15 protein-coding genes are annotated in these 19,021 nt (G+C 53.1%); 6 read left to right on the top strand and 9 right to left on the bottom strand.

All coding sequences use genetic code 11. The features are described 5' to 3' along the window. Positions 1–29: 29 nt before the first annotated feature. The gene (gene leuC, locus WKI47_RS12355; RefSeq protein ID WP_340227415.1) at positions 30–1,451 is read right to left on the bottom strand and encodes a 3-isopropylmalate dehydratase large subunit; all 1,422 of its coding nucleotides are present in this window, start codon (positions 1,449–1,451) and stop codon (positions 30–32) included. 430 nt (positions 1,452–1,881) lie between these two features. Between leuC and WKI47_RS12350 the strand changes: the two genes are divergently transcribed. The 4 genes from WKI47_RS12350 (at position 1,882) to proC (ending at position 6,561) form a co-directional block, all read left to right on the top strand. Then, on the top strand, positions 1,882–2,799 hold the full coding sequence (locus WKI47_RS12350; RefSeq protein WP_340227414.1) for a LysR family transcriptional regulator: 918 nt from the start codon (positions 1,882–1,884) through the stop codon (positions 2,797–2,799). 399 nt (positions 2,800–3,198) lie between these two features. Further along, entirely contained in the window at positions 3,199–4,302 is a 1,104-nt protein-coding gene (gene proB / locus WKI47_RS12345) for a glutamate 5-kinase (RefSeq protein WP_340227413.1), read from the top strand. A gap of 30 nt (positions 4,303–4,332) precedes the next feature. Then, positions 4,333–5,580, top strand: a complete 1,248-nt coding sequence (locus WKI47_RS12340; RefSeq protein WP_340227412.1) for a glutamate-5-semialdehyde dehydrogenase — start codon at positions 4,333–4,335, stop codon at positions 5,578–5,580. Positions 5,581–5,682: 102 nt separating this feature from the next. Next, positions 5,683–6,561: a pyrroline-5-carboxylate reductase gene (gene proC / locus WKI47_RS12335; protein WP_340227411.1), complete on the top strand. Its 879-nt coding sequence runs from the start codon at positions 5,683–5,685 to the stop codon at positions 6,559–6,561. 117 nt (positions 6,562–6,678) lie between these two features. On the opposite strand, the gene WKI47_RS12330 is transcribed toward proC, so the two are convergent. The 6 genes from WKI47_RS12330 to WKI47_RS12305 form a co-directional block, all read right to left on the bottom strand. After that, a complete protein-coding gene (locus WKI47_RS12330; RefSeq protein ID WP_340227410.1) occupies positions 6,679–7,938 on the bottom strand; it encodes a multi-tm2 domain protein in 1,260 nt (419 codons plus the stop codon). 1 nt (position 7,939) lies between these two features. After that, complete coding sequence (locus WKI47_RS12325; RefSeq protein WP_340227409.1) at positions 7,940–8,392, bottom strand: hypothetical protein; 453 nt, start codon at positions 8,390–8,392, stop codon at positions 7,940–7,942. After that, entirely contained in the window at positions 8,389–8,907 is a 519-nt protein-coding gene (locus WKI47_RS12320) for an RNA polymerase sigma factor (protein WP_340227527.1), read from the bottom strand. Before WKI47_RS12320 ends, WKI47_RS12325 begins: the two co-directional genes overlap by 4 nt. 481 nt (positions 8,908–9,388) lie before the next feature. Then, positions 9,389–11,059 carry an ABC transporter substrate-binding protein gene (locus tag WKI47_RS12315; RefSeq protein WP_340227408.1) on the bottom strand — a complete coding sequence of 557 codons (1,671 nt, stop codon included), beginning with the start codon at positions 11,057–11,059 and terminating at the stop codon, positions 9,389–9,391. A gap of 133 nt (positions 11,060–11,192) precedes the next feature. After that, positions 11,193–12,800 carry a response regulator gene (locus tag WKI47_RS12310; RefSeq protein WP_340227407.1) on the bottom strand — a complete coding sequence of 536 codons (1,608 nt, stop codon included), beginning with the start codon at positions 12,798–12,800 and terminating at the stop codon, positions 11,193–11,195. A gap of 15 nt (positions 12,801–12,815) precedes the next feature. Continuing rightward, positions 12,816–14,585: a sensor histidine kinase gene (locus WKI47_RS12305; RefSeq protein WP_340227406.1), complete on the bottom strand. Its 1,770-nt coding sequence runs from the start codon at positions 14,583–14,585 to the stop codon at positions 12,816–12,818. Between the two features lie 237 nt (positions 14,586–14,822). Between WKI47_RS12305 and WKI47_RS12300 the strand changes: the two genes are divergently transcribed. Both WKI47_RS12300 and WKI47_RS12295 read left to right on the top strand, forming a co-directional pair. Further along, entirely contained in the window at positions 14,823–15,680 is an 858-nt protein-coding gene (locus tag WKI47_RS12300; RefSeq protein ID WP_340227526.1) for an ABC transporter permease, read from the top strand. A 16-nt stretch (positions 15,681–15,696) separates the two neighbouring features. Then, entirely contained in the window at positions 15,697–16,569 is an 873-nt protein-coding gene (locus WKI47_RS12295) for a carbohydrate ABC transporter permease (protein WP_340227405.1), read from the top strand. A 399-nt stretch (positions 16,570–16,968) separates the two neighbouring features. Here the strand turns inward: WKI47_RS12295 and WKI47_RS12290 are convergent, their stop codons facing one another. Both WKI47_RS12290 and asnS read right to left on the bottom strand, forming a co-directional pair. After that, positions 16,969–17,649 (bottom strand): DnaD domain-containing protein, encoded by a 681-nt coding sequence (locus WKI47_RS12290; RefSeq protein ID WP_340227404.1) that lies wholly within the window; start codon positions 17,647–17,649, stop codon positions 16,969–16,971. A gap of 57 nt (positions 17,650–17,706) precedes the next feature. Further along, positions 17,707–19,002, bottom strand: a complete 1,296-nt coding sequence (gene asnS, locus WKI47_RS12285) for an asparagine--tRNA ligase (protein WP_340227403.1) — start codon at positions 19,000–19,002, stop codon at positions 17,707–17,709. Positions 19,003–19,021 lie beyond the last annotated feature (19 nt).

Raw genomic sequence — 19,021 nt, 5'->3', positions numbered from 1 at the left:
GTCCCTTCTTTCCGGAGATTGGTCAGTGATCAGCTAACGACTTCGGTCTTGAATTCCCAGTCGCGCACGTCTGTGAAATGGCCTTCGATTGCGGCAGCCGCAGCCATTGCCGGCGACACCAGATGCGTACGTCCTCCGCGGCCCTGACGGCCTTCGAAGTTACGGTTCGACGTGGATGCGCAGCGTTGTCCCGGTTGAAGCACGTCCGGGTTCATCGCCAGGCACATGCTGCATCCCGCTTCGCGCCATTCAAAGCCCGCGTCGCGGAAGACCACGTCGAGCCCTTCCTTCTCCGCTTGCAGCTTAACGCGTCCCGATCCCGGAACGACGATCGCGGTAACCTTTTCCGATACTTTGTAGCCCTTGGCGATTTCGGCAGCCGCACGCAGATCCTCGATCCGTCCGTTGGTGCAGGAACCGATAAATACATAGTCAACCGGAATGTCAGCCATTTTCGTACCCGGAGCCAGATCCATGTATTCCAGCGCCTTTTCCGCAGCACGGCGTTCGTTTTCTGTCGTGAAATCGGCTGGATTAGGCACAACCGAGTTGATATCCGTACCCATACCCGGACTGGTTCCCCAGGTCACTTGCGGGATCAGCGTATCCACATCGAATTCGACAACGCGATCATAGGTCGCGCCTTCGTCCGTGGTGAGATTTTTCCAATCCGCAACCGCTGTCTCGAACGCTTCGCCTTGCGGCGAGTATTCGCGGCCTTGAATGTAGTTGAACGTCGTCTCGTCCGGCGCGATCAGACCCGCTCTCGCTCCGCCTTCGATCGACATGTTGCAGACCGTCATACGCTCTTCCATCGTCAGATCGCGGATCGATTCGCCCGTGTATTCCAGAACGTAACCTGTCGCGAAGTCGGTGCCGTATTTCGCGATAACGCCCAGGATCATGTCTTTTGCCGTTACGCCCGGTTTACGCTTGCCGATAAAACGAACTTCCATCGTTTTCGACTTTGCTTGTTGCAAACATTGCGTCGCCAGCACGTGTTCCACTTCACTCGTGCCGATACCGAACGACAACGCGCCGAATGCGCCGTGCGTGGACGTATGGCTATCGCCGCAGACAATCGTTTTACCCGGATGCGTCAGCCCCAGTTCCGGTCCCATAACGTGCACGACGCCTTGGTCGATCGTATCGAGGTCAAACAGCTTCACGCCGAAGTCTTTACAGTTCTGGCTGAGCGTATCGATCTGCTGCTTGGAAATCGGGTCTTTGATGTTAAAACGATCCGTCGTCGGTACGTTATGGTCCATCGTGGCGAACGTACGGTCCGGGCGGCGAACTTGACGGTTGCTCAGGCGCAGACCTTCAAATGCCTGCGGCGACGTCACTTCGTGCACCAGATGCAGGTCGATATAAATGATAGCCGGCTTGCCTTCTTCTTGATGAATCACGTGATTGTCCCAAATTTTCTCGTACATCGTTTTTTTACTCATTGATCTCACCCCGCTGCTGGATTCGAACCGACTGCTTAATTTTCCGTGCCGGTTTTGTTATTGGGTTAAATATAACATGGCGATGTCTCATTGTTCCAAGATATAATAACTATAATCCTAATAGGTTATACCTATAGACGGATGGTTTGTCCGCTCTTTACAATAAGAAGAGTGAGGATGACTTAAGGTCTTTAAACATGTAGAAGAAGTCACGTAGGTGAGGGAAGCGAGAAGACGGAGAGAGAAATTCAGTGAAAGACGCCTTTGAACTTGGAAAACAACCACTAAAAATTTTAATCGACTTTTCCAAGTGAGACAGCGAATTGAATTGAATTTCTCTCGTAGTCTTCTCGCTTCCAGCTACGTTGGGCTTTTTCGATAGTTTAAACGGCATTAATACCGCCAAAAGAAGCTAAGGAGCATAACGAACATGGAATTGAGACAACTTCAATATGCGTTGATGATCGCCGCCGAACGTAATTTTTCCCGCGCGGCCGAGAAACTACATATTGCCCAGCCTTCGCTGAGCCAGCAGCTTTCCAAGTTGGAAAAAGAACTTGGAGTGCTGTTGTTCCAGCGCAATACGAGTACGGTCGAGCTGACGCATGCGGGACGGGAGTTTATGAAGCGCGCCCAGCGGATCATCGACGAAATGGAAATCTTACGCGTCGAGATGGAGGATATTTCGCAGCTTCGCAAAGGACGGATTACGGTCGGCAGCATGCCGATTACCGGCTCGCATCTGCTGCCGCATGTGCTTCCGGCTTTCCGCGCGGGCTATCCGGGTATCGACGTGACTCTAATGGAAGATACGTCGCATAACCTGGAACGATTAACGGCAAATGGCAAAACCGATATTAGCCTGCTCTCCCTTCCGTTGACGGAACCGACACTGGATTACGAACCGATTGCCGACGAGCCGATCGATCTCGCCGTACCGCCGGGGCACCGTCTGGCTTTGCGTTCCGGCTCCTATCCGCTGGCGGGCGTCGATATGAAAGAATTGGAGCACGAACCGTTCATTATTCTCAAGCAAGGTCAAGGGTTTCGCAAAACGGTGCTCGATCTGTGCCGCCAAGCCGGTTACGAACCGCAAGTCGTGTTCGAAAGCAGCAACATGGAGACGCTCCAATCGCTGGTTGCGGCCGGAATGGGCGTGACGCTCGTGCCCCGTTTCGTCGCAAGATCCAAAAGAAGCGAGCTGCTACCGGTCTATCTTCCACTAGCCGACCCGGTTCCGTACCGCACGCTGGTGATTGCTTACCGAAAAGGACGCTCGCTCTCCAAAGCAGCCGAAGCTTTTATCAGTACGCTGCGCAGCACGATGACCGGGTTGTCGCGTTCTTGATTCCCCGCATAAAATTCCGGCTTTTACAAACGGCGCTCTCCGTGCTATTCTAGGAAAAACCAAAGGTTACATTGCAATGACGGGACCAGTAAGAAAGCGTCCGCCTTCCAGAGAGTAGATTCCGGTGTGATGGAGATCAGTCGGCATTCCGATGCCTGCATGTCAATCACCGGCTGTGAGAATTTACGGTCAGGCCCTTTCCCAACCCTATCCCCGAGCGATCCAGATGCTAAGTTTGGACGGTTTCCCTCCGTTAGCGGGGTTTGAGTAGGGCGACCCCGGTCGTCAATCAAGGTGGTACCGCGGAAGCGCTTATTCGGCTTTCGTCCTTCGCATAGCTGATGCTGTGCCGTGGACGAAAGCTTTTTTATTTTGCGCAGACAGAAAGAAGGAGATTTCATGATCAAACGCATCGTAGTCAAAATAGGCAGTAGCTCACTAACCGGAAGCCAGGGTGGGCTCAATCGCGACGCTATCGCCTACTTCGCACGCGAACTTGCGGAGCTATACAAAAAAGGCTACCAACCGCTACTGGTGACCTCGGGCGCCGTAGCCGCGGGCTTTAGTGCAATCGGCTATACGCAAAGACCCAAAAAGCTGCATGAGAAGCAAGCTTCGGCAGCGGTCGGACAAGCGTTGCTCATGCGTGCGTATCAGGAAGCGCTGGCTGAATACGGTCATGTCGCGGCGCAGATTCTGTTGACCCGAACCGATTTTCACAGCCGCAAACGGATCGGCAGCGCCGTGATGACCATTGAAGAATTGCTGGAACGCGGAATTTTGCCGATTTTCAATGAAAATGATACAGTCTCCGTCGACGAGCTGAAATTCGGGGATAACGATACGTTGTCAGCGCTCGTCGCCAATCTGGTCAAAGCCGATCGCCTGGTGATCCTGACCGATATGGACGGATTATACAGCGCTGATCCCCGCCATGATCCTGAAGCCGTCAAGTATGCGGTGATCGACGAAATCGACGACGACATCTATCGGATGGCTGGCGGTGCAGGCAGCAGTGTCGGAACAGGCGGTATGCGCTCGAAGCTGGACGCCGCCAGAATCGCCACGCGCGGCGGCGTACCGGTATTCGTCGGACGAGCCAAAGAAGACGGGGATCTTCAAGCTGCTGCCGACGGCGGAGGCAAAGGGACCCATTTTACCACCACTCTCTCTTCCATGTCGGTTAAAAAACAATGGCTGGGTTATCTTTCCCGTCCGCTCGGCGCCTTGATCGTCGATGCGGGAGCACAGCGCGCTTTGACAGAAAATGGCCGGAGTCTGCTGCCTGTCGGCATTACCGCTGTGGAAGGTCAGTTTCATGCCGGCGATGTCGTTGAGGTTCGCGGACCGCATGGCGAGATCGTGGGGCGGGGCGTCGTCAATTACGATATGGAAGATTTGCAGCGGGTCTGCGGCTTAACGGGACCGCAAGTGTTGGAGACGCTGAGCGGACTGCATCGCTTGGAAGCGATCCATCGGGACGAGTGGATTTCTTTGAAATAAACAGGCTATACATCTAAGGAGGAATAGAATATGAGTGAAGTTCGCACCAAAGCCGCGTTGGCAGGAGTTGCCGCTCGTCAAATGGCCACATTATCGACAGAAGAAAAAAATACGGCTTTGCTCGCGATGGCCGATGCGTTAAATGCGGAAGCCGCATCCTTGATCGAAGCGAATCGCGAAGACCTGGAGCGCGGACGCGCAAACGGAACCAGCGAATCGCTGCTCGATCGATTGATGCTCGACGAAGCCCGAATCGCCTCGATTGCCGATGCGCTTCGCCTTGTTGCCGACCTGCCCGATCCAACCGGAAAAGTGCTGGAGACGATACAACGTCCGAACGCGCTGCGGATCGAGAAGGTCAGCGTTCCGCTCGGCGTGATCGGGATCGTGTACGAAGCCCGTCCGAACGTCACCGTCGATGCGGCGGCGCTTTGTTTGAAAACCGGCAATGCCGTAGTGCTACGGGGCGGATCGGCCGCTTTGTCCACGAATAAAAGAATCGCCGAAGTGCTGCGCGCTACTCTTGCTCAGACAGCGCTTCCGGCGGAAGCCCTGCAAGTGATCGAAGATGCTTCCCGTGCTTCAGTCGATGAAATGCTCAAGCTGAACGGCCTGCTGGATGTGATCATTCCTCGCGGCGGCCGTTCGCTGATCGATAATGTCGTACAGAATGCTACGGTGCCTGTGATCGAGACCGGCGCGGGCGTCTGCCATACGTATATCGATGCCTCCGCTGACGCGACGATGGCCGAAGAGATCGCGATCAATGCCAAAGTGCAGCGGCCCTCCGTCTGCAACTCGATGGAGACGCTGATCGTACACGAAGACTTTGCCAAGCACGGCTTGCGGCAGTTGGCGAACCGGTTGTTGGAGCAAAAAGTAGAGCTGCGCGGCGATAAGCAGACGCTGGCTATCGTACCGGAAGCGAAGCTTGCGACCGAAGAAGATTACGGCACCGAGTACAACGATTACATTTTGAATGTTAAGATTGTAAGCGAGTTGGATGAAGCAACCGCGCATATCGCGCAATTCGGCACGAAGCACTCCGAATGTATCGTAACGGAAAACGACGAAAATGCGGTTCGCTTCCTCAACGAAGTCGACGCTGCGGCTGTGTACCACAACGCCTCTACCCGCTTTACCGACGGCTTCGAGTTCGGATTTGGCGCAGAGATCGGAATCAGCACGCAAAAGCTGCACGCACGCGGTCCGATGGGATTGCCTGCTTTGACCTCGTCGAAATACCGGATCTACGGTAACGGGCAAGTCCGCAAGTGATTTAAGCCGAGTACCATAACGGTATACGGTTTTCGAGTTTGGCGAGCGAGCTGTTGCTTCGAGCTACACGCAAGCTTTTAATTTGGAAAGGATGATTTTATTATGACTCAAGCTCGTATGCTGATTGAAGATCGCGTTTGCTTTTTCGGTGCCGGATCGATGGCTGAAGCCGTTGCTCGGGGTTTGATCGCCCGGGCCGTTATCGCTCCCGGCAACATCACATTCCTGAACCGCAGTGACCAATCCAAGCTGGATGACCTCAAGCAGCGCTACGGCACTCCAGGCACTAACGATCCCGTTGAAAAAGACAACGTGCTGCGGACTTTCCCTATCATTATTCTGGCGATGAAGCCAAAAGATGCGGCGGAAGCGCTGGAGCAGCTCGGTAAGTTGATCGGCCCGCGCACGGTAATCGTGTCCATGATCGCAGGACTGTCGATTCAAACGCTGCGCAGCCTGCTCGGACGGCCGGAGCAACCTGTCGTCCGTACCATGCCGAATACATCGAGCGGCATCGGACTCGGCGTGACGGGCGTCAGCTACTCCGAAGGTCTGCCGGACGACCAACGCCGCACGGCTCACCTATTATTCGAATCGGTCGGGATCGTGGTTGAGACAGAAGAAGAAAAAATCGATGCGTTGACCGGCATTTCGGGCAGCGGTCCGGCGTATGTCTACTACATGATGGAAGCTCTGATCGAAGCGGGCAAACGAGGCGGACTGACGGCTGGCCAGGCGCGCGACATGACGATTCAGACGGTATTGGGCGCTGCCCAAATGGTTCGGCAAACCGGAGAAGAACCGGCCGAGCTGCGCCGTAAAGTCACTTCGCCGAACGGCGCGACCCAAGCGGCGATCGCGAAGCTGGACGAAAGCGACTTCTATGGCGCCGTGATCCGTGCCGCAGAACGCTGTTCCGAACGTTCCGCCGAGATGGGACGCGAATTGGAAGATAAGCTGCCGAAATCCGGTCAGGCTTGAATTTTTGCTTGATCAAAAAAGGCTGTCCCGCCGCCCGATCGCGGTTTGCGGACAGCCTTTTTCTTAACCAAACGAAGCAGGGACGGTTTGCGGCATTTTTTGAACAGTCGCGTGCTTTTAAGCTTTGGATCGTTTCCCGAGCATCAGCCTGATACCGCCGCCGATCAACAGTAGCGCCACTAACGTATCGCTAAAGTAATCCATGGCTCCATACAGATAGGCTTTAATATAAGAAGGGATATATTGGAAAAAGAAAGGAATCAGTATGCTGCCGAAAATATAATACGAGCCCAACAGCACCAGCAAAACGCCCAACCATTTTCGATCCGCGAACCGATTGCCCAGCAACGCCCGATCTTGCAAAACTTCCTGCCCGTAACGTCCGACCTGTTGCAAAGCGTCGAAGAACGCATAGAACCAGATCAACGGAACCAGAAACAAAAACAACGACAAACCGAACACGTCCAAAATATAAATGCTGCCGAAAAACAAAATCATGAATTGCGTGCCACGCTTCATCAACCCCAGATACATATGAGCCGCACCCGGCACGATAGCCAGCAACAAGCCCATCGTACGGCTTTTCCGTCCTTTTTCACTGCCCATATCCCATTTGGCGATCAGGGAATAGTCCTGCAACTTTTCCCCGCGGCGTTTTTTTTCAGCCAATTGAACCGCATCGAACATCCCGTAGACCCAGATAATCGGCAGCACGCCCAGGAATAACAGGAACGACTCCTCTCCGGTAAATCCGGTAATAAAGACCAAGACCGTCGTTAGCCCGAAGAAAGCAGCCAAGAACGAAACACCCCGTTGAATCAGTCCCATGTACAAATGACCAAGACCTGGCAAGAAGCTAAGCAGGATGGTGAGGAATCGCTGCGAATCCGAAAAGTATTCCGGCTCGCGCAGCATATGTCCTTGTCCGATCGGCGGCGGATATGCCGAGTATCCCGGCATTTCGTCCGAACCGAATTCCATATGCGGAGGCATGCCTTTTTCCATTTCCGTTTGTTCGGCTCTGTATGCGGCTTCGTCGGGGTATTCGCCGTAAAAACCTTGTCCATGCGGCGATACGTGATCCTGTTTAAAATATGCCGCTTGCATCTGCCGGGTTTGCCGCTTGGGTAAGCTGTTCAGCACGGCGGCCAGCAGATCGAACATGCTGATCAACCAGACCATGAACCAGAAAACCAAAGCAATGCCCAACGGAGCATCGTCGTACGAATCGATCGAAACCAAAATCCCGAGTGCCATGATGCCAAGCGCAATCAGAAAATAAAAGAAACTTCGAATTCTTCGCCCCCAGTACAAATGCCCCAATCCCGGTACGATATTTAGCAGCAACGCCGCAAAGGCGCTTCGTTGTTGATTCATGCTATTTGTCTCCTCTCGCTTTGAAGCCACTCAGCCAACCCGACGCTCCGTCCGCCAGCATTTGGCTATATGAGACTTTGCCCGCTTCATCGGCGGCACGCTGTGCTTGTTCGCTCAATCGGTCGAATGCTCCCGTGAAGGTCAGCAGCAGCGCAGCCGCGGCCGCCACGGTATACAGAAAGACCGGCTCTGTCCATTTCCGTCCAAAACGGCTTTTTCCGGCAGTTGACGGTTGTTCGGGAATCGCAATCATGACACGCTCGATAAATGCAGTCTCATCTGTCTGATCCGGCAGGTCGCCGCCTACATTTTCAAGAGCGGCCATGTAGTGTTCGAACGCCAACTCGTCACCGTTATTCAGTAAGCTTTCCAGGTTGTCGCGAGTGGCTTCCGGTAGTGTTCCTTTTACGTACATCGTCCATTCTTTCGGTCCGTAACGTACGATTTCACTCATCGCCATTCCTCCTCCCGCCAGTGCTGCCGAATCCATATTCGTGCCCGGTACAATTTGGACTCGACGGTTTTGACCGTAACCTGCATCTCCGCCGAGATTTCTTCGTAATTTTTACCTTGAAAATAAAACGCTTCGATCACATCGCGATGTCCCTGCGGCATTTCCGCCATTCTTTTGCGCATTTCATCCGACTGCTCTTCTCGCAGCATTCGGTCCAGCGGCGCTTCGTCACCCGATACCACCTTGAGCAGAGCCGGCTCGGAGTCATACAAGTCTTCGCGTCTTCGATTCTGCTTGCGCTTGAAGTCGATCGCCTTGTTCATCGCGATTCGCGAGATCCACGTCTTGAAGCCTTGGGAACGGTAGTCGGGGAGCGATTTATGAATTTGGATGAACACTTCCTGCGCGGCATCTTCGGCATCCTTCTCGCTGCGCAGGACCGAGAAGGCAATGCGGAAAACATGCTGCCTATAGGCGTCGACGAGCTCGCGAAACGCGTCGCGTTCGCCGCGCAGTATGCGTCTGATTAATTCCTGTTCGTCAATCGGGCTCCCCCCCTTTCCAGCCGAATAGACGTATGTGTTCGTTTTGACCCCTGCATCTTTTCGAAAAAAAAGTAGAATATGATGGTGGCGGTGGTTTGATTGGTTTTATTGTACAGGTTTCTGTTCTGGAGGAAGTTCCTATTTGTTGGGGAAGCGCGGGCGGCGGAGGGAGAAATTCGTTCAAGGCACTGTCTCACTCGAAAAGCCTGATTAAATTTTTAGAGGAATGTTTTCGAGTTCAAAGGCCAACACTTGACAGGTGTTACCGTAGGTTTTCTTCGAAAACCTATGTTTCACTGAATTTCTCACTCCGCCTGCTTGCTTCGCTGGGTATCAAAACTTTTGGGTATGTAAAAGGCGGGGAATCTTGGATTAGATTCCCCGTCTTACATTTGTACATATGAAGTTCAAGAGTATCAAATGACCTTCGTTACACGGTTCTCTTTAACGATCATTGTCCCGATACGGATTTGTACCAGTCGTTGACTTCCTGCGTGATTTGTTCGCCGCCGTTGGATTTCCAGCTGGCTACGAATTCGTCGAAGGCGTCGACCGGAAGTTGGCCGTAGATGATTTTGTTGAACGTCTCCATTTCGGATTGGCGAAGCAGGTTCCATTTGGAGATCATGGTTGGTGTTGCCGCGCCGGTGAAGTAGTTTTGTTTGCGGACTTCCTGCTGCGACATGACGACTTTGGCGGCGTACCAGTTTTCCGGTTTGCGGAATTCGGCCATTTGTTTTTCGAACGGCGTTGTCGGTTCTTCGCCGTCCGCCAGTTTAACCAGCGTTTTCATGTACAGATCCGGAATACGTGCCGGGCCTGTGAGGAACGGGAACTCGTTCGAGAAGTTGGGAATCTTGTCTTTGTCGCTGGTCGGCGTACCGTCGATCACGTCCCAGTCGTAGCCTTTGGCAAAGCCGTATTCATATTCGCTGCCTGCTTCCGGGTTAGCCAGGTTGTCCAGCAGGTAATTGTAGTACAGGAAAATAGCTTCCGGATGCTCGGCGTCTTTGTTGATCATGATGCTGGCATTGACGCCGGAGTTTTGCCATTTGGTCCCGATCAGACCGTCAGGTCCGGCCGGAACCGGATAGGCTTTGATTTTGGAGCCTTGAACGTTTTTGAGCAGATCGGGAGCCGGCCAGTCGGGAACCCAGTTGGCGCCGGGCAGGATGCCTGCGGTGCCTTTGGTCCAACTCTCGGCTGCTTTCGACTCGTCCCAGAGCGCGGAGTCGGCGTGGATATACCCTTTTTCCATCCACTCCTGAAGCTTGGCAAGTGCCTGCTTGGCGCCTGGATTGACGGAACCGTATTCCAGATTGCCGTCGGCGTCTTTGTTCCATTGTTCTTCGATGGTGCCGTACGCGCCGAATAACCAGTCCAGCGAGCCCATCCAGGTATTCGTGTTGTTTTTCAGCGTGATCGCGAGCGGGTAGACTTCGTCCGGGGACAAGCCGTCCGGGTTCTCGTTCTTGAATTTGTCCATGATGACTTCCAGATCGGCGATCGTTTTCGGCGCTTCGAGATTCAGCTCCTCCATCCAGTCTTCGCGCAGCCACAGCTCGGTATCGTCGTTATCCGTATATTCGAGGATCGGCATGTTGTACTTCTTGCCGTCTTTCGTAAAGGGATACCACAATTCCGGATGCTCGGCCGAATGGTCTTTGAGAATCTGGTTGGCATACTTGTCGAACAGCTCGTCGATCGGCATAAACTGTCCCGATTCGATCAGTTGGTTCGTCAGCACCGGGTTAGTCGGAACCGGTACGAAGTCAGGCAACTTTTCCCCGGACGCGACGGCAAGCTGAAGCTTTTGTTTGTACTGATCGTCGTTGGCCGGGTACCAGGTGTCTTTGTGTTTGATTCCCAGCGTCTCCAACATCCAGCGGTCATGGACGTTGTTTTCTTTCGTGTCGCCTTGCACGTATTTCTTCGGCATCAGCACGGTGCTGATTTCGATCGGCGGATCGTACTTGCCCGCGGCGAAAGCGGCTGTTGCCGTTTCCGACTCCACTGCCGCAGTGTCCGTTTTCCCGTCTCCGTCCGTTGCTCCGCTACAGGCACTGACCGTAAACAGACTCGCCACCGCAAGGATTTTCCAAGCATTCCGGATCTTTTTCATTGCTTTATCCCCCCCGTTGTTTGGTTCTGCCATACCTTACATGCCTACTGTATCAACTTTTGCGGGAGGGCATCTATATGAGTTTGTTAGGCGGAATAGGACTTTATTAGGCCGTTTACGTGCACGTGCTTATTTATTTCCCGCTGTCCCGATACTCTTGCGGCGTCATGCCGAAATGCCTTTTGAATACTTTGATAAAATACGCCGGGTCCATATAACCGATCTCCAAGCCGACTTCGTACACTTTTTTATCGGTCGATTTCAGTTTCTGGGAAGCTCGTTCCATACGCAAATTGGCGACGTAATCACTGATGCCTTCGCCGGTCTCGATCTTGTAGATTTTGGACAAATGCGTCGGATGCAGATTCACATGATCGGCCAACGCACGCAGCGAGACGTCCAGATGCAAGTTTTTGTCGGCAAAAGCCTGAACCTTGCGCACGTAGGAGGAACGGTTATCTTTCACTTCGTTCGACGTGCCTTCCTGCAACAGACGAAGCGCGGTGATCGACCATTTTCGCAGCCGGGCAATCGAGGAAAAGGCTTCGCCGCGCTGCAACGGTTCGATCTCATTCCCAAGCAGACTTTCCAGCGTGCGTCCGCCCCGATGCGCCAGGTTGGTATACGAAGCCGCGATCAAAAAACCTGTTTCCATACAGTGTTCCCACGATTCTGACCAGTGACCGTCCAGCTCGTCGCACACCGTGTTCAGCTTCTCCTCCACGTCATCCCAACGACCGGCTTCAAGCAGCGTTTCCAGCGAGGGGGAAAGGTAAAGCGAACGCAATGCCCCTTGCTCGGACGGCCCTGCCGGTTCGCTCAGACGCATCACGAATTCCCGTTCATCTCCGACGATTTGCCTAAAATAAGCGGTTGAACGTCTGAACGCATCCGGCAGCTCTTCGGGAAAACGAAAAAGATCGGTCATCACAACCGATAGCGACCCTTTCAAAAACTGCTTGACCTTCTCCTGAAGTCTGGTCGCCAGCTTTTCCAGCAACCCTTCGCGGACAGGAGGAGCTTGAGGCTTGAATTGCAGCAGAAACGCCAAATATCCATGTTCCTCTTTCACGCCCCAGACTTCCAAAAACTCACCCATCACTTCTTCGGCCATATTGATAATCGCATACTCGATCAGCGGCTGCCCGTTGTTGCGGTATTTGCCGAACTCTTCTTCCATCCGCACCAATAATAACGCGCAGGTCCCCACCGTAAAAGGGAGTCCGTAACTGCTTAGCTTACGCTCCCACTCTTCGATCGGCATCCGCTGCCCATCCAGCGCGTCGAGCAGCAGACGTCCGCGCAGCAGCGGCAAATTCTCGCGCAGCGCGTACGTCGTCCGCTCCAGCGAACTGACCATTTCCCAATCGGTATTCAACTGTTCGACCGCAGCGCCTACGGCACCCAGCAGTTCGGCATCGCTCGGCGGCTTCAGCAAATAATCGACCGCATTATGCCGGATCGCCTGCTTGGCGTATTCAAAGTCCGAATGACCGGATAATAGGATACATTTGATCTTCCGATCTCTTTCCCGGATGATTTCGATCAATTCGATTCCTGTCATCTCCGGCATCAGAATATCCGAAATGACGATATCGATCGGATGGGTATCAATCAGTTCTAGCGCTTCCCGCGCGGAATAGGCTTTATGCACCTGCTCGATTCCCAGCGTGTGCCACGGTTTATTCATCGACAGATTGTCGACCCAGTGGATTTCGTCGTCGACGATCAGTAACTGCATCCTTATTCTCTCCTTTTAAAAAAAACCGTTTTCCCACACGATCTCGGTACGGAATCCTCCGGCAGGCGACGGACCGAAACGCAATCCCGATCGGCTGCCGAATTGGTGGATCAAGCGCTGATGCGTATTCCATAGGCCGCAGCCCATCTCTTCTTGCAGTTCCTCGTCCATTTTAAGATTTAACGCTTCATACTGCTCCGGCGTCAAGCCCGGCCCGTCATCGTCAATCGTAATCACGCAGAAGCCGTCCGAACATTCTCCGCGGATCGTGATTTCGCCTGCCGCATACGATTTGGCGACACCGTGAATGACCGCGTTTTCCACAATCGGCTGAATCATCAACCGCGGAATCTCCTGACTTCGCAGTTCTTCCGAAATGTCGATGCGATAGTCGATTCTGCCGTTGCGGAGTTTCTGAATATCGAGATAATTGACCAGTAAGCGCACTTCTTCTTCCAGAGGCGTACTTTCTTTTTCCATACGCGTCGTGTACCGATAGTAAGCGCTTAAGTTAAAAGCCATCGACACGACCGCATCCTCGTCTTTCATCTGTGCCATATTGATGATATAGCCGAGGCAATTATACAAAAAGTGAGGATTGATCTGTGCCTGAAGCTGCTTGAGCGTCGCTTCCCTGGCCCGGATTTTTTCGTTGAACACATTCTCGATCAATTCTTCCGTGCGGCGCGACATCTCGTTGAACCGTTCGAACACAAAAGAAAATTCGTTGCGGCTACGTGCGTGCAACCGAAATGAATAATCGCCGCGCTGCACCTGCAATAGCCCGTTCATCAGTTTTCGGATCGGGCGCTGCACGTTGCGGTAGAGCAGCAGCGATGCGGAGATACCCAATACGAACAGCAATGCAATAGACAGGTAAAACAAGTTACGGCTGAACGCGATCGGTCCGAGCACCTGCCCCAGCGGCACAACGTCCATCAACTGACCGTCCAGATAAGCGGAACCGACGGAGCTGACCAGATAGTCCTGCCCTTCAAGCTTGACGATCCGTTGAGCGGTGCGTTCCATCGGATTCGTGTCCAGATAGCTGGTCAATGCTTTCGACAATTGCGGGTCGGCCGTGCGGTTCAGGATCGGCAGGTCCCCTTTTCGATAATAAAAAGGATCGCCTTTGCCGTCCGCTTTGTACGTGTCGAGCATATTGCGGATATTGTCCGAGCTGAAGCTGGCTTCGACCACCAGACTGCTGCCCGTCAGCAAATTCTGCTGGCCGAGGGAATCGGTGTAAAACCAATAAAAGTACGACGGCCCTTCCGCGTCTTCCTCGGCGCTATAACTCCATTTCGTGCTCATATTGCGTTTCAGGTAATCTTCGTCGTATCCCCCGCTGCGCGAATAATTCGAGACCACTTCGCGGTTTTGCTGCGAATGCAGCGCGTAACGCGCCGGCCAAATGTCGGTCACGCCGGATTGCAGCACCATTTTCTCCTGCACCGCATAGCGGGTCTGCATCCGGTCATACGCGTCCCCCCACAGGTTCAAGCCGTTAAAATCCTGCACATTAGGGTCTTTGGAAAAGGTCAAGCTGAAGTCCATCATCTGGCTGACTCTGGAGTCGATCTGCCCGGAAAGAAACGTCAGCTGCCGGGCACTCGACGATTGCAGCTCACCGCTAACGACGCGGAAAGTCACATCGTTCGAATACGTATAGGCAAGCACGATCGGAAGAATCAAAAAAAGAATCAGACTGTTCATTTTCGCAAATAAGCTAAAGCGCCCGCGAATGTTCCAACGGCTGCCTGTTTTTTCGGATACGGACTCCATGCTGACATTCCCCCTAATAAAACCATATCGATCCTAACATTGTTATATAGTCAGCCCAAAGAGCCGCTTGATACTATTTATATATAGCAGAGAACGCTTAGAAGCAAGACACTTATCATATACATTCGAAAGCGGGGGTACGCGATGGAAGCCAATCTAAGCGAGCAGGCCAAAGATTCGACGGTGCGGCGCAGCAAAAGAAAAAAAGGCCGTGGACAACCATGGATTTTGCATTTTATGGTGCTCCCGGCGGCGATTATGGTCTTTATTTTTTCCTATATTCCGATGACGGGCATCGTGATGGCTTTTCAGGATTATAAGCCTGCACTGGGGTTCGCGGAATCGCCTTGGGTCGGACTGAAGCATTTTCAATACATGTGGGAGAACGACTACTTCCTGAAGATTACGGGCAATACGTTGTTTTTCGCGTGTACCAAAATCATTATGAACCTGATCGTGCCGTTTGTGTTTGCTTTGTTATTGAACGAGGTTCGGAAAATGGCGCTCAAGCGCTCGATCCAGACGCTCGTCTACTTGCCGCACTTTCTGTCCTGGGTCACGCTGTCCGGCATTCTGATCGATATGTTGGCGCAGACCGGACTGATCAACCAATTCATCGTCTACCTGTTCGGCACCAAACCGATCTTTTTCCTGGGTGACGGCAACTGGTTCCGCTTTACCGTAATCGTCAGCGACGTGTGGAAAGAATTCGGCTTCAACACGATCATTTTCCTGGCCGCGTTGTCGGGGATCAATCCGGCGTTGTACGAAGCGGCCGAAGTGGACGGCGCGACGCGCTGGAAGCAAACGCTGCATATCACGATGCCTTCGCTGGTGCCGATCACCATCGTTATCGCGACGCTTGCGCTCGGCAACGTACTGAACGCCAACTTCGACCAAATCTTCAACTTGTACAGCCCGCTTATTTACCAACAAGGCGATATCATCGACACGTTCGTGTATCGGGAAGGCTTGCTTAGCGGACAGTTCAGCTTCGCTACGGCGGTCAATCTGTTCAAATCGGTCATCAGCTTGATTCTGATTGCGGTCTCGTACCGTCTGGCTTACCGGTTTGCCGGATATCGGATATTCTAGGAAGGAGGCCGCATTCATGTATCACAAAACGCTGTCTTACCGAGTTTTCAGTATCTGCAACAATATATTTTTGAGCGCGATCTCGATTGCCTGCCTGCTGCCGCTGTTCCATCTGTTGATGGTGTCGCTCAGTTCTACGGCTCCGGCAAACGCAGGATTGGTCACCTTTTGGCCGATCGGCTTCACGTTCGAAGCGTATGCCAAAACGTTCGACAATGCCAACTTCCTCGCCTCGCTCTGGGTATCCGTCGAACGTACGGTGCTCGGAACCGCGCTGGCGCTGGTCGTGAACACGACGGCTGCTTACGCGTTGTCAAAAGAAACTCAGGTGTTCCGCGCACGCAACGTGTACCTTTGGTATTTCGTCGTAACCATGTTGTTCAGCGGCGGATTGATTCCCGGGTATATTCTGGTGTTGAAACTGGGCCTCATGAACACGCTATGGGCGCTGATCCTACCGGGACTGGTCGCGGTATTCAATATCATTTTGCTGCTGAACTTTTTTCGGGGCGTGCCAAAAGATTTGGAAGAAGCTGCGTTTATGGACGGCGCAGGCCATCTGCGGACGTTTTTCAGCATCTATCTTCCGCTTTCCTTGCCCGTGATCGCGACCGTATCGCTGTTCATGATGGTCGGGCATTGGAATTCGTATTTCGACGGCATCATTTATATCCGCGATACGGAAAAACTGCCGCTGGCGAGTTTTATGCAAACGATCATCGTGCAAGCCGACATGTCCAAGCTTGATCCCGAAGCCGTCGCCAATCTGTCGCAACGGACGATTCGCGCTTCGCAGATTTTTATCAGCGCGTTGCCGATTTTGCTGGTGTATCCGTTTTTGCAGCGGTATTTCGTCACCGGGATCGTGGTGGGGGCGGTGAAAGAATAGAACAGGTTGGGGAAGCTGAGAGGCGCTGCGGGAGAAATTCGTTCAAAACGCTGTCTCACTCGGAAATATCGATTAAAGTTTTTATTGGAATTTTCCGAGTTCAAAGGCGTTTTTCACTGAATTTCTCCCTCCGCTCACGCTTCACGTGGCCTTTCAATTCTTTATAAAAAGAGTAGAAAAAGAAAAAGACGCTCTCCGAATTGATGGAGAGCGTCTTGCTTTTTGTTTAAAAAGATCCGATCGGTGGAGCTTCAGCGGAGGGAGAAATTCAGTAAGGAACGCCTTTGAACCCGGAAAAATTCCACTAAAACTTCAATCGGTTTTTCCGGGCGAGACAGCGTTCCGAACGAATTTCTCCCGTAGCGCCCCACCTTCCTAACGAACAGGATCTACCGCCGTTTATCGTTGTCCGCGAAACTTCTGGGAGTAGGCGCGGACGTCTTCGGGCGTACGGACGCGGTTGCGGCTCCATTCGAGCAGGATACGGTCGATGTAGCGGAAATGCAGTTTGCCTGCGAATACCGCTTCTTTCAGAGCCAAAAGAATCAGCTCTTCCGGATATCGATCCTGGTCGATCCAGACGGAGATCGTTTCGCATTCCATCGGAGACAGCGGACGGGCGAATTCTTGTTCGAAGATACGGAACAGGTTATCGACCGTCTCCGCTTCTTCTTCGTTGACGGCCGGGCGTTCAGTTCGACGCTGGTTGCGGCGCTCTTCAGCCAGGCAGCCTGCGATGCGCTCGTACAGTCCCGCCAGGTTGTAACGTTCGTAGCGAATGCCGGACGGCGTATCCTCGTCTTCGTGGATAGCCAAAAAGCCTTCCTTGATCAGACGTTGAAGCTTACCCGCGAGTTCGCCTGTTGCAAGTCCAGTGCGCTCTTCCAATTCTTCGAGCGTGGGGAAGTCATTCAACTCGGCTTGACGGAAGCCGATGAGCTGGATCAGCAGCATCGTCTCCTCCAAACTAAGGTCCATCTTGCGATAAAAACGCAGCAGGGCGTGAGGAATATGAACCTGCGGCGATTCCATCGCATGGGAGACCCCCATGGCCCAGGTTTTCCAGGCTTCGTCATTCACCCGCTTGTTCCTCCTTCCGCCTGCTTGATCTACTCTTCGCAGCATGCGTAAAGCGCCTTACGGATACAGACGGTATAACATGCGCGGGAACGGAATCGTCTCGCGAACGTGATCGAGGCCGCAGATCCAGGCAACCGTACGCTCCAGACCCAGACCGAAGCCGGAGTGCGGAACAGAGCCGTATTTACGCAGGTCCATATACCATTGGTAAGCGTCGGAGGCCAGATTATGCTCGGCAAAACGCTCTTCCATCAGCTGCGGATCGTCAATACGCTGCGATCCGCCAATGATTTCGCCATAGCCTTCAGGTGCGATCATGTCCGCGCACAGTACGACTTCCGGGCGATTCGGATCCGGCTTCATGTAGAAAGCTTTGATCTCTGCCGGATAGTGCGTAATGAAGACCGGCTTGTCGTAGTGGTTCGCGATCGCCGTCTCATGCGGTGCGCCGAAGTCTTCGCCCCAAGGGACGTCAAAGCCATTGTTGTTCAGGAACTCGATTGCTTCGTCGTACGTGATACGTGGGAACGAACCGCTGATTTGCTCTAGCTTGGTCACGTCGCGCTCCAGCGTTTCCAGTTCTGCTTTACAGTTCGTCAGAACGGACTGCACGACATGGCTTACGAATTGCTCCTGGATTTCCAGGCTCTCTTCCAGATCCACAAAGGCCATTTCCGGCTCGATCATCCAGAACTCGATCAGGTGGCGACGGGTTTTGGATTTTTCGGCGCGGAAGGTTGGACCGAACGAGTACACTTTTCCGAGTGCCATTGCGGCGGCTTCCATGTAAAGCTGTCCGCTTTGAGTCAGATACGCATCTTCGTCGAAGTATTTGATATGGAACAATTCCGTCGTACCTTCTGCCGAAGACGGCGTCAGGATCGGAGGGTCCATCAAAGTGAAGCCTCTCGTGTCGAAGAATTCGCGCACGGCGCGCACGATTTGCGCACGCACGATCATCACGGCGCGTTGCTTGGTCGAACGCAACCACAGGTGGCGGTGATCCATCAGGAAATCGACGCCATGCTCTTTCGGCGTGATCGGGTAATCTTCCGTGATATGCAGCACTTCGATTCCGGTTACGGTCATTTCAAAGCCGGATTTGCTGCGTGGCTCCTCCCGAATAATGCCGGTCACATAAAGCGAACTTTCTTGAGTCAGGCTTTTTGCGTCGTTCCAGATTTCCTCCGAAACTTCACTTTTTACAACGACGCCCTGGATATATCCGGTACCGTCGCGCAGTTGCAAGAACTGAATCTTGCCGCTCGAACGTTTATTGTTTACCCAGCAGCCGATTCTAACGGTCTCGCCAACATGGGCGCTAACGCCGCGAATGTCTGTTTTGGTGGACATGGAAGTCATTCCTCTCCTG

The sequence above is a fragment of the Saccharibacillus sacchari genome (genome assembly GCF_037722395.1).
Classification (GTDB): Bacteria; Bacillota; Bacilli; order Paenibacillales; family Paenibacillaceae; genus Saccharibacillus; species Saccharibacillus sacchari_A.
The sequence above is the reverse complement of the archived record's forward strand: the minus strand, read 5'-3'. Positions and strand labels throughout refer to the sequence as shown.

Bases quoted from the DNA above. Each gene is read 5' to 3' on its own strand.
- WKI47_RS12310 (WP_340227407.1), bottom strand. From the start codon at position 12,800: ATGCAGTTACTGATCGTCGACGACGAAATCCACTGGGTCGACAATCTG.
- WKI47_RS12340 (WP_340227412.1), top strand. From the start codon at position 4,333: ATGAGTGAAGTTCGCACCAAAGCCGCGTTGGCAGGAGTTGCCGCTCGT.
- asnS (WP_340227403.1), bottom strand. From the start codon at position 19,002: ATGTCCACCAAAACAGACATTCGCGGCGTTAGCGCCCATGTTGGCGAG.
- WKI47_RS12300 (WP_340227526.1), top strand. From the start codon at position 14,823: ATGGTGCTCCCGGCGGCGATTATGGTCTTTATTTTTTCCTATATTCCG.
- proB (WP_340227413.1), top strand. From the start codon at position 3,199: ATGATCAAACGCATCGTAGTCAAAATAGGCAGTAGCTCACTAACCGGA.
- WKI47_RS12305 (WP_340227406.1), bottom strand. From the start codon at position 14,585: ATGGAGTCCGTATCCGAAAAAACAGGCAGCCGTTGGAACATTCGCGGG.
- WKI47_RS12350 (WP_340227414.1), top strand. From the start codon at position 1,882: ATGGAATTGAGACAACTTCAATATGCGTTGATGATCGCCGCCGAACGT.
- WKI47_RS12325 (WP_340227409.1), bottom strand. From the start codon at position 8,392: ATGAGTGAAATCGTACGTTACGGACCGAAAGAATGGACGATGTACGTA.
- WKI47_RS12315 (WP_340227408.1), bottom strand. From the start codon at position 11,059: ATGAAAAAGATCCGGAATGCTTGGAAAATCCTTGCGGTGGCGAGTCTG.
- WKI47_RS12330 (WP_340227410.1), bottom strand. From the start codon at position 7,938: ATGAATCAACAACGAAGCGCCTTTGCGGCGTTGCTGCTAAATATCGTA.
- proC (WP_340227411.1), top strand. From the start codon at position 5,683: ATGACTCAAGCTCGTATGCTGATTGAAGATCGCGTTTGCTTTTTCGGT.
- leuC (WP_340227415.1), bottom strand. From the start codon at position 1,451: ATGAGTAAAAAAACGATGTACGAGAAAATTTGGGACAATCACGTGATT.
- WKI47_RS12295 (WP_340227405.1), top strand. From the start codon at position 15,697: ATGTATCACAAAACGCTGTCTTACCGAGTTTTCAGTATCTGCAACAAT.